Raw genomic sequence first — 9721 nt, 5'->3', positions numbered from 1 at the left:
TTGAAAATCAGTCAAAGGAAATGTTACTCGGTTGTTCTCTTTTAAATCGCTTTACTCACCTCGGGATGCCCAATAGCTRCCGGGTCGCCTAACCGTATCAAAAGACCACGTAGCTTTAGTGTTGCAACAAAGCCTTAACCCAGAGAAACCAGATATAAACGAGCAGCTAGAACAAGCTGCTTAAACATGATTAGGCGACAACTACCTTGAAAAACACCGAATTATGTTAATTAACAATTAGCATTATTAATTTATTTTTTGTGTTCTAAGTCCTAAAATTAATGTCCTTGTCAAAGTTTCAATCTCTTAGTTTGATACTATCAAAAGTGCTTTTTGCATTATCAGGTTACGCAATTAACCATTTATTGGATGGTTGGTTGATCTTAAATGGTATCTATTCGCGAGGTGAGATAATAAGACTAAGCGGAAAGAAAGTGTTAATCACGGGTGCTCTAGGAAGCCTTGGTAGAGCAGAAACCGAAGCGATGATAAAATTTGGCGCTGATGTATATATATTGGACTTGGATCAAAGCCGGAGATGAGTATGTCGCTGAGCTTAAGAATGGCGCTTGTAAAAGCCAAATCATTGAGTTCTTAAAAGGAGATCTTTCTGACTTGGAAGGCAGCTACCAACAAGTTAAAGAACTCTGTGACAGAGTTGGCGGTATCGATGTACTTGTTAACAACGCTGCTATTATGCCGCATGGCCCGATTGAAGATATCTCGCTAGAGGTTTTCGAACAGGCTCAACGAGTGAACACTCATGCTGCCTATGCGCTTATCAAAGCAGTTGTTCCTCACATGAAAGAGAAGAAGCAGGGCAGAATTATCAACTTCCGTAGTATTACAATGAACGGCGGTTGGGGGGATTACTCACCATACATTGCGTCTAAGGGCTCAACGTTGGCGCTTACAAGAACGCTAGCTCGGGAACTTGGTCCTTGGAATATTCTTGTTAATGCGGTTGCTCCTGGCGCTATGCCTTCTGAAGCTGAGCAGCGAGTGTTTGGCGACAAATGGGAAGAATACAACTCTTGGGTACTAGAGCATCAGTCTCTAAAACATCGCGGCGAACCAGAAGATATTGGCGATATGGTTGTATTCTTATCGTCGAAGTATTCAAAATTCATTACTGGTCAAAATTTGCATGTAAATGGTGGTTGGTTGATGGAAGGGTAGGAAGAACTATCTTTGATTTTAAGCACCTCCTAGTGGGATGCTTGTTTAATTGTGAGTTAAGAAAATGGCAGATTGCGATCTAAATAAACTTGATATTCGGTTTCCTATTACCGATGAAGAGCGTGAGGTTTTGGGTAGCAAAGGAGAGCGACTCAACATCAGTGTTGCTAACGTGCTAGGTCGAAGAATAGTGACAGGTGGATTACCTCAAGATTACCTATTGCCAAAAGAGAAGGAACTCTGGGAGTTATTTGGTGTTAGTCGAACTGTTCTTCGAGAGGCGGTAAAAGCGCTTGTGGAAAAGGGCATAATCCGAACAAAGCAAAAAGCAGGTACACTCGTTAACCCCCGCTGCGAGTGGAATCTTTTTGATAAAGACATTCTAGCTTGGATGTTTGAGAAGGAAGTGGATAAAAAACTCCTCCACGATATTGTTGAGCTTAGATCTTCTATCGAGCCAGCTGTAGTAAAACTTGCTGCAATCAGAGCAACTGATGAAGACATCAAAGCAATTGGGGAAGCCTTTCATAAGATGGCAAGCTCAGAAACGCCAGAAGAGCACTCTGAAGCCGATGTGTGCTTCCATATGGCTATATTTGATGCCTGTAAAAACGAAATGCTATTGCAGTTCAAGACGGTCATTAAGACGATATTGGAGTCTAGTTTCAGAATTCAGCACAAGTCTTCTTTTAACTCTGAGGCTGGGGTAGATCTGCACAAGAAAATATTGGATAGAATCAAGGATAGAGATGCCGATGGTGCTGAAGTATTCATGAAGTACATCATCATTAAGGCAAAAGATGAGTTAGAAGAAAATCTGTGCGAAGATTAAAAAAAGATAGCCCTTTAAATCTCTATATACAGCAACAAAGATCTCTTTTGCTTAGTTGTACTGACTCAGACGGGCTGTTGAAAAAGCTCCTGCCTAATAGCTCAATTATTCTAAGCTTTGCAACTAGTACCTTGACTCATTAATTATGATTGAACTGATTAGTTTTTTATCGATGAAGCCAAACCGTCGTCATCCTCGAAATCGCTTAATGTTGATCTTTTCATTATCGATTGGATTTACAGTAGCGATTATCGGGGATCCACAGTCCACTGAACCTTCCGTGCTTGATGGATCCCTGATAACCGCCAGGTGAGTTTTGAGAAAGCCTGCAAGTTCAGTGTTTGGCGGTTTCGATGACGGACTTCGACTGTTTTAATCAATCATCTTCACTGTGTTTAGGTACTAGGAGCCTGAACTCTTCGTGTGGCAGACAGCATGCAAGGGTGACAGAGTTATCGGTCAGAGCAGCTTTGTCTGGTCGACTTGGCTGGTTTTATTCAGCCTCGGAATAACTCTTCATTCCAGAGATAGTTTACCTTGACGAAGTAGCATGCAGAATCGTTCATAATCATGACTGTAGGCATAAATTGGATGGGGAGCAGCAGAGCCAGCGAGGAACTGTTCAAATGCAACCTGTAAATTCTCGGGTAACTCACGAGGATCGACCACAGTAAAGGGTACATCGGGCATTGAAAAGGGAATCAATGTCGGGAGTGATGGCTCGGTTTTATCAGTCATGTTTGGACTCCTGTATATGACATCAAGCCTATAACTGAAAGTTCAATCAGACAAGCGTTGATCCTTAAATCTTGCTAAGTTGTAAACTTTTATTCCACCTTGCTATTCAATAGCAATTTACGTCGCTGTTGATCATTGTGGAATAAAAGTATGAGTGGGGGCCTTGCAGGCTTTCTCCCAGTTCCGAGCAAAAAAATGAGTGGTAAAAGTGAATAGTGATGCTGGTTTGAAATTGGAGTAGCTATTGGGGCAAAACTGCGTTAGACCTTATGCTCTAACGATTGTGGTTCGAATAAGCAAAAGGGCTCTTCTCCGCTTTGTTGCAAAATAAAAGTAGCTCTAGTGAAGCTATCATATTGATTTAAAATGGCTTGCTTTCCCAAAAGCAGTGTAAGTAAGTCATGGCTATTATCCCTTCATCCCTTTTTGAACTTCCGGGTCAATGTGTCGACTCTATTCATCTCGATGAGTCTCAAACAGTCGTCATTCAGTGCAGAAGGGATAAGCGTAGGAAACCTGTCGATCCAAGAACAGGCCAAGCAGGAACAATTAACCGTTACATTCGAAGGAGAGTTCATGACCTCCCAATATCAGGCTATCCATGTCTGATCGAAATTGAATTAGCACAAGTTTCAACTGCTACATATGAACGACGCGTTGAATGCTGTGAGTTCGTAGAAAACGGGGCCCGTTATACCACGCGATTTTGTAAGATGATCAGTGGTCTCTGTCGCCACATGAGTATTCATGCTGTATCCAAACACCTCAATATTCGTTGGGATACCGTCAAAAATATCGATAGAGCATATTTGCTTTCTTCGCTGCCATCACTTGAACCTCAAACGCTTACAGGCCTAACTTATATCGGGGTTGACGAAGTTGCTAGAGCAAAAGGCCATGATTACATGACAGTCGTTTATGACCTTGTTCAAGGTCACCTCATATGGGTTGAACACGGTCGGAAATCACATGTCCTCAGCGCTTTCTTTGAACAATTACCAGAAGAAACCGCAGCCGGTATCAAAGCGGTTTCAATGGATATGGGGCAAGCGTATCAATCCGCAGTCAGACAGTCTCTTCTTCATGCAGATATCGTGTTTGACCGTTTTCATGTAATGCAAAATTATCACCTTTTGATAAAAAAGCAACGTCACAAAGAATTTAGAAACGAACGGCACTAATGAAGATAAAAACTACTGAAAGGCACGCTGTTTCTTCTGTTAAAAAACGCCTACAAACTCAATGAAAAGCAATCGGATAAGCTTGATGGATAAAAATACGCACAAGCTTTTTAAACTCACATAAACATTGATCATTCATAATTCTAGTAAAAAGATCACATGGCAATCCAATATTTCAGCACAGTGTATAGCGGTGGTGCTATACATGTCTTTGTTTCGTGTGTGAGTGGGCGAGTATTTGATTGTTGGTCACAGGAACATATACTTTCCTTTAGCGTGCTTAGGGATAACTATATGTTCCTTTTGGGGGCATAAGCTACAGGTTTTTGCCTACAAATAAGCGCCCGTTTTGCTCGTTCTCAATGCAAAAACAAAGGAAATATCATGAAAATTGGGTATATCAGCGATGTGCATTTAGAGTTCATAAAAGATGAGTGCTTTGTACCCGAAACTAATGATGCAGATGCGCTGATTTTTGCAGGTGATATAAGTTCACATCCCGAGCAGGCAAAAGCATGGATGGAAAAGGTCAGCCAGGGCAAACCATCGGTCTATGTGCCCGGTAATCATGAGTTTTATGGTTATGTGTATCAAGAGCAACTCGACAAGCTGAGAGAGTTGTATTACGGATCAAATATTACCCTCTTACATCAAGACAAGGTTAATATTGGCGGTGTCGATTTCCTAGGGGCCATTCTCTGGACTGATTTTGATTATTTTTACTGCCAGGCTGTGTCAAAAAAAGAAGCTATATTGCTTAATGATTTTCGCCAGATATGCCATCCTGACTGTCACTCAACGTTAACTCCAGATCTGATGATAAACTGGCACCTTGAACAGCGTAATTGGCTAGCAATTCAACTAGATGCTGCTACTAACCCAACAGTGATAGTTACTCATCATGCTCCAACCGCAAAATCGGTTGCACCTGAATATGCTTATGACAGACTGACGCCGGCTTTTGTTTCCCGACTAGATCACTTGATGGACAACCCTTTGCTGAAGCTGTGGGTTCACGGGCACATGCATACACCCGTTGATGTCAATGTTGGGCATGTGCAGGTGGTTTGCAATCCCATAGGTTACCCGCATGAAAGTCGCGGGCAATCAATTGCGGTGCACACCGCATATGTTGATTAGCGTTGATTCAACCAACCATACTGACTAGTCCACAAGGGCCAGGAGAGGGTTGATGGTAGTGTATAGCGTGGGTGCTATACATGGTACAAAAAACCGATTTTAGGGACAAAATGCACCGTTAAGGGACAGCTTTGGGGACAAAAAGCCGAATTAAGGGATAAAGTGCAGGTTTAGGGACACTTATTAAGCTTCGCCGCTTGGTTGAGTATCGGTTCTTGGCGGCAATAACTTCCTCTCTCAACAATTTACTAGCGAATACCGCACCAACATAGTGCATCCCAACAAAAGCGTACCTGATTTCAGGTACGCTTAGGTACGCTTTGGAGGTTTTTTATGGAAGAGCTCTCGCCAACATTATGTGATCAGCGCAAGCTGTTGAGCTGAGAGAGCTGAGAGAGCTGAGAGAGCTGAGAGAGCTGAGAGAGCTGAGAGAGCTGAGAGAGCTGATCAAGAGTTAAAAAGAGCAAGCAAGCTTTAGCGTCGTGATTAGTTAAACAACTCAAAAAATCAGTCCATTAGCAAGGGGATTGTTGCAAAAATTCAGATGAGGCAGATTTACCCAGTGATTTGCTTAAAAATCACTGGTAGATCGACTCCACGTCGGTAGTTTTTTTATTAAGCGGCTTTAGAGGGCTTGTTGCAAATAATTTTTTTGACCTTCAATCGGCTCTCATGAACACAAGATATTGTGTTTGATGAATTTTAATTACGCATATGTAGATCAGTTTTTCTTTGTTTTAATTTTTTGCAACAAGCCCCTGACGGCGGCTTTCTGCCAATAAATACTCTGTGGCAATACCACATAAGGCACCAAGCAATGCGCGGTCTGACAGGAATAAACTCCATAAGCAATCGGGCATGGTAAAGGTGATATGGTGCCAGTCACAGCCTGGCAAGCGGGTGAGTTGGTTTTGTATCCACTGGTCGGTGGCCTTTTTCCCGCATGATGGACAGCCGCGCCCCTTACAGGTTTGGCATTGGTATTTGATGTGAGGGCAGTCGGGATTGCTGCAGCTATGCTCCCTGACACCCATTAGCTGGGTTGAGCAGGCCAGCATGTTGGTGACCGTATCGATTTCAACCTGCCTGAGCGGGTGGGTTTCCAACAACGTTGCCCACGCTTTGTTGTGGGTAAATACTGGTTTGATACTGTGGGAGCGGAATGGCTGGGGCAATGAAGGCGTTATAGGCTAAAAGAACTGAATAAGGATAACTCTATCAGTTAGATACCCCTCTGCATATCTTTGGGTATGCAGAGGGTTGAGTTATCGTGCCGAAGGCATTTCGGAAAAGCCCTTGCCATTCGCTAGTAGTTAACATCTAATAATCAATAGGTTATTAGACGGTGATTTTCCTACAGAGGACTTTCACCTCATTAGTTCAATTGTTAGAAATTAAGCTGGCGCGGAGTAACAAATAACCAACTATACCTGATGCCAATGAGCCTACAATAATACCCAGTCGCTCATCAAACAAAAGATCGACACCTGTTTCTTCAAATGCCAATGATCCTATAAACAAGCTCATGGTGAATCCAACACCGCACAAAGTTGCTGTACCATATAGGCTTTGCCAATTAGCTCCGCTTGGCAACTGGGCAACTTTCAGTTTGATGAATAACCAGCAAAGACCAAAAATGCCGATCTGCTTACCGAAAAATAAACCAGCGGCTATTCCTAAGGGAACTCCGTGTAATGCTTTATCAACTGTAACTTCCGACAAGCTTATTCCTGCATTTGCAAAAGCGAATACTGGCAGTACGAAGAATGCCACCACATAGTGCAAATCATGCTCCAGCTCTTTCAGCGGAGAACCATTTGATTCATCACCAGGACGTAGGGGAATAAACATTGCTAATAACACGCCAGCAAGCGTGGCATGAATACCTGATTTAAGCATTGCGACCCACATTATCAACCCAATAAGGATGTAAGGGCTTTTTGCTAATACCCCAAATTTATTAAAAAGGAATAGAACAGGTATACAACAACCAACCACTAACAGTGCGTCAAGTGAAATATGTGCGGTGTAGAAAAACGCAATGATTAGTATTGCACCAATGTCGTCAAATATGGCTAAAGATACCAAGAATACTTTGAGTGAATTTGGCACTCGGTTCCCCAATAAAGCCAATATACCCAAAGCGAATGCAATATCTGTTGCAGCAGGAATAGCCCAACCCTGCAGCGCAACACTGTCATCCCAATTTAGGAAAACGTAAATTGCCGCTGGAACCAGCATGCCGCCAATGGCACCAATACCAGGAAGAATAATATTCCTCTTGTCAGATAACTCACCTTCGACTAGCTCCCGTTTTAACTCCAAACCGATAAGGAAGAAAAATACAGCCATCAATCCATCGTTAATCCAGAGCAGTAACGGCTTTGCTATCTCCAGGGCCCCGATACGGACTTCAACCGCAGTTGACAAAAATAGTTGGTAGTAAGTTTCAAGGGGTGAATTCGCGAATAGAATTGCTGCAAGCGCAGCAAGCATCAAGATAATTCCACCTGTTGATTCTTTTTTTAGAAAGTCAGGCATGGAATGACTCTGCTCCTGTGATAGGCTTCATATTGAGTTCTAACAATTATAATAGATTGCTTACCATAATCTGATCATCTATACAGCATGCGCCATAGTTCGACGCGCCTAACTTGGGTATCTCAAAGTGCCATACGGTCGAGATAATATTAGTTTATAAACTGACTGTCGGGGCTTTTTTATTTTTGGAATTATTGCTGCGCATTTTCCCACCTTGTTGAAGTTTTGACTCTAACAAGGTTTTGTCCCAAAGCGCCTCAGCATTGTGCTTTCTGTTAACAAAAATAGAACGTTGTTTTTTTCTGTGTGGTAAGTCGCAATGGAGGCATTAGCTAGATAGCCATGTGATGAATATTGGGTGATCTTGATGGATGAAAATTTGCAGTGACTGCGAACTAGATTAATCGCATCAAATTGTCACGGTTTACGCCTCATTCCGTATTAGTAAGGGTGAGGATTGAGCTCTTTGAGCTTATTTACAACTCTAATTACTGTTCTACCAGAAACATCCGCTAATCGAGCTGTATCCGAAATACTCAATCCATTTTCAACTCGAAGTTGATATATCTTTTGATGAAGAGCTTCATCAGCCTGGCGGCCACGGTATTTTCCTTCATACTTGGCTTTTATTATTCCTTCAGCCTGGCGACGACGACGATCTTGATAATCTTTACGGGCAATTGCGGCCAGCATATCGAGCATCATGTTATTGATGGCGCGAAGCATTGAATTGGGCTTGTTGCAAATAATTTTTTTGGCCTTCAATTGGCTCTCATGAACACAAGATATTGTGTTTGGTGAATTTCAATTTCGTATATATAGATCAGTTTTTCTTTGTTTTAATTTTTTGCAACAAGCCCGGTCAGGCTCTGTTAGAGCAAACTGCCTGTTAAGTGTGTTAGGAATGTTAAGGTGCTCTCGTTCTGCTTTTTTATAAGCATGCTTAGGTGTCTGACAACTTACTAAATTTAACCTTATCATCATGTTACGAGCGCGATAGCGACTTAATGGATAGCCTCTCTCTGTTACAATCGTGGAAATGGTTCGAGCTCCCGCTGAACCACCGCTATCATTATGTGCCTTGCGAACCTCAGCTAACACTTCCACATCTTTATGTGCTGCTAGTTGAGATTTATTCGCCCAGTATTTGTAGCTGCTTCGATGAATCCCGAACACTTTGCAAAGCAGCTTGACCGAATGGCTCTTCTTCAGTTTCTCGATTAACGAGAATTGTTCAGGGAGTCTGACATCAAAAGAGCTGTAGCCTTTTTTAGTATTTCTTTTTCTTCTTCAATTCGTTGAATTTTCTTTTTTAGTTCACGAATTTCTAGCTGCTCAGGTGTCATCGGTGTTGCTTTAGATGTTATACCTTGTCGTTCGGCTCGTAATTGACGAACCCACTTATCCATAACGGATTTACTCACATTCATTGCGGCCGCAGCCTCAGAGGATGAGTAGTCTTGATCAAGGACGAGTTGTGCTGATTCAAGCTTAAACTCAGGGCTAAATGTTCTTCTGGTACGTTTGGTCATTGTGTCACCTGTTCAGTTCTGAGGTAATAATATCACCTCTAAGCAGGTGGCCAAATTAACTATGCCACTTCACAGTTTTGTCGCAAAGTTATGCTGAAGTACAAGCGCACTGATTTTCAGACACAATTAGGCTGCTAGTGCGTAAAACTACTCCCAAACAGACAAATCTTTAGGGTTGCCGAGCTGTCCATTTTTAATCATCGACCAAAGTTCAACGCCAGCTAATGTCGCCTCCGCGCCTTCGTTGGATTTCCAGGCCAGTGTTTGATTCATTTTCCCTTTCACTATTCGGTGACTTTGTTCGACAATATTGTTCAGATATTTAATTTGATGGACTTCAATGAGATTTAGCATTAGACCATTCTGCCAAAGCTCAACATTGATATTATGCAGCGCTAGCGCGATGGAATCACTGCCATCGGTAACCACTTTCTCTGGTAATCCATGTTGGCCGATTAGCTCCTACTTTCCCCAATGCTGGCTACTGTATTATCAACGCCCCCATGCCTAAAGTCCGGTCGGATATAGCATGTTGAGTTGCACAGACTCCTCATTGATCTTTAGGTTCAGGCCTTCAC

At 42.4% G+C, this 9721-nt stretch carries 5 protein-coding genes and 5 pseudogenes; 4 read left to right on the top strand and 6 right to left on the bottom strand.

Annotated features, from left to right (window positions below; genetic code table 11):
* Window positions 1-504 precede the first annotated feature (504 nt).
* Together L4D76_RS27835 and L4D76_RS27830 are read left to right on the top strand one after the other, a co-directional pair.
* Window positions 505-1179, top strand: a complete 675-nt coding sequence (locus tag L4D76_RS27835; RefSeq protein WP_428444081.1) for an SDR family NAD(P)-dependent oxidoreductase — start codon at window positions 505-507, stop codon at window positions 1177-1179.
* A gap of 64 nt (window positions 1180-1243) precedes the next feature.
* Window positions 1244-2011 (top strand): FadR/GntR family transcriptional regulator, encoded by a 768-nt coding sequence (locus L4D76_RS27830; RefSeq protein ID WP_428444080.1) that lies wholly within the window; start codon window positions 1244-1246, stop codon window positions 2009-2011.
* A 516-nt stretch (window positions 2012-2527) separates the two neighbouring features.
* Here the strand turns inward: L4D76_RS27830 and L4D76_RS27825 are convergent.
* Window positions 2528-2749: a hypothetical protein gene (locus L4D76_RS27825; RefSeq protein ID WP_428444079.1), complete on the bottom strand. Its 222-nt coding sequence runs from the start codon at window positions 2747-2749 to the stop codon at window positions 2528-2530.
* 401 nt (window positions 2750-3150) lie between these two features.
* Between L4D76_RS27825 and L4D76_RS27820 the strand changes: the two are divergent.
* Window positions 3151-4017 (top strand): annotated as a pseudogene (locus L4D76_RS27820) (ISL3 family transposase); the annotation flags it as partial.
* A 297-nt stretch (window positions 4018-4314) separates the two neighbouring features.
* Window positions 4315-5070, top strand: coding sequence for a metallophosphoesterase (locus tag L4D76_RS27815; RefSeq protein WP_428444078.1), 756 nt, complete (start codon window positions 4315-4317; stop codon window positions 5068-5070).
* 737 nt (window positions 5071-5807) lie between these two features.
* Here L4D76_RS27815 and L4D76_RS27810 read toward each other — a convergent pair.
* The 5 genes and pseudogenes from L4D76_RS27810 to L4D76_RS27790 all read right to left on the bottom strand — a co-directional run.
* Complete coding sequence (locus L4D76_RS27810; RefSeq protein ID WP_428444077.1) at window positions 5808-6245, bottom strand: transposase zinc-binding domain-containing protein; 438 nt, start codon at window positions 6243-6245, stop codon at window positions 5808-5810.
* 205 nt (window positions 6246-6450) lie between these two features.
* Window positions 6451-7623, bottom strand: a pseudogene (nhaA, locus tag L4D76_RS27805) (Na+/H+ antiporter NhaA); the annotation flags it as partial.
* A gap of 429 nt (window positions 7624-8052) precedes the next feature.
* Window positions 8053-8340: pseudogene (locus L4D76_RS27800) on the bottom strand (recombinase family protein); the annotation flags it as partial.
* A 120-nt stretch (window positions 8341-8460) separates the two neighbouring features.
* Window positions 8461-9143 (bottom strand): annotated as a pseudogene (locus L4D76_RS27795) (transposase); the annotation flags it as partial.
* 147 nt (window positions 9144-9290) lie between these two features.
* Window positions 9291-9599 (bottom strand): annotated as a pseudogene (locus tag L4D76_RS27790) (DDE-type integrase/transposase/recombinase); the annotation flags it as partial.
* Between the last annotated feature and the right edge of the window lie 122 nt (window positions 9600-9721).

The sequence above is a fragment of the Photobacterium sagamiensis genome (genome assembly GCF_050337085.1).
GTDB lineage: Bacteria > Pseudomonadota > Gammaproteobacteria > Enterobacterales > Vibrionaceae > Photobacterium > Photobacterium sagamiensis.
The sequence above is the reverse complement of the archived record's forward strand: the minus strand, read 5'-3'. Positions and strand labels throughout refer to the sequence as shown.

What these genes read in the sequence shown, in the direction of transcription:
- L4D76_RS27835 (WP_428444081.1), top strand. Translation starts at nt 505, where the DNA reads ATGTATATATATTGGACTTGGATCAAAGCCGGAGATGAGTATGTCGCT.
- L4D76_RS27830 (WP_428444080.1), top strand. Translation starts at nt 1,244, where the DNA reads ATGGCAGATTGCGATCTAAATAAACTTGATATTCGGTTTCCTATTACC.
- L4D76_RS27825 (WP_428444079.1), bottom strand. Translation starts at nt 2,749, where the DNA reads ATGACTGATAAAACCGAGCCATCACTCCCGACATTGATTCCCTTTTCA.
- L4D76_RS27815 (WP_428444078.1), top strand. Translation starts at nt 4,315, where the DNA reads ATGAAAATTGGGTATATCAGCGATGTGCATTTAGAGTTCATAAAAGAT.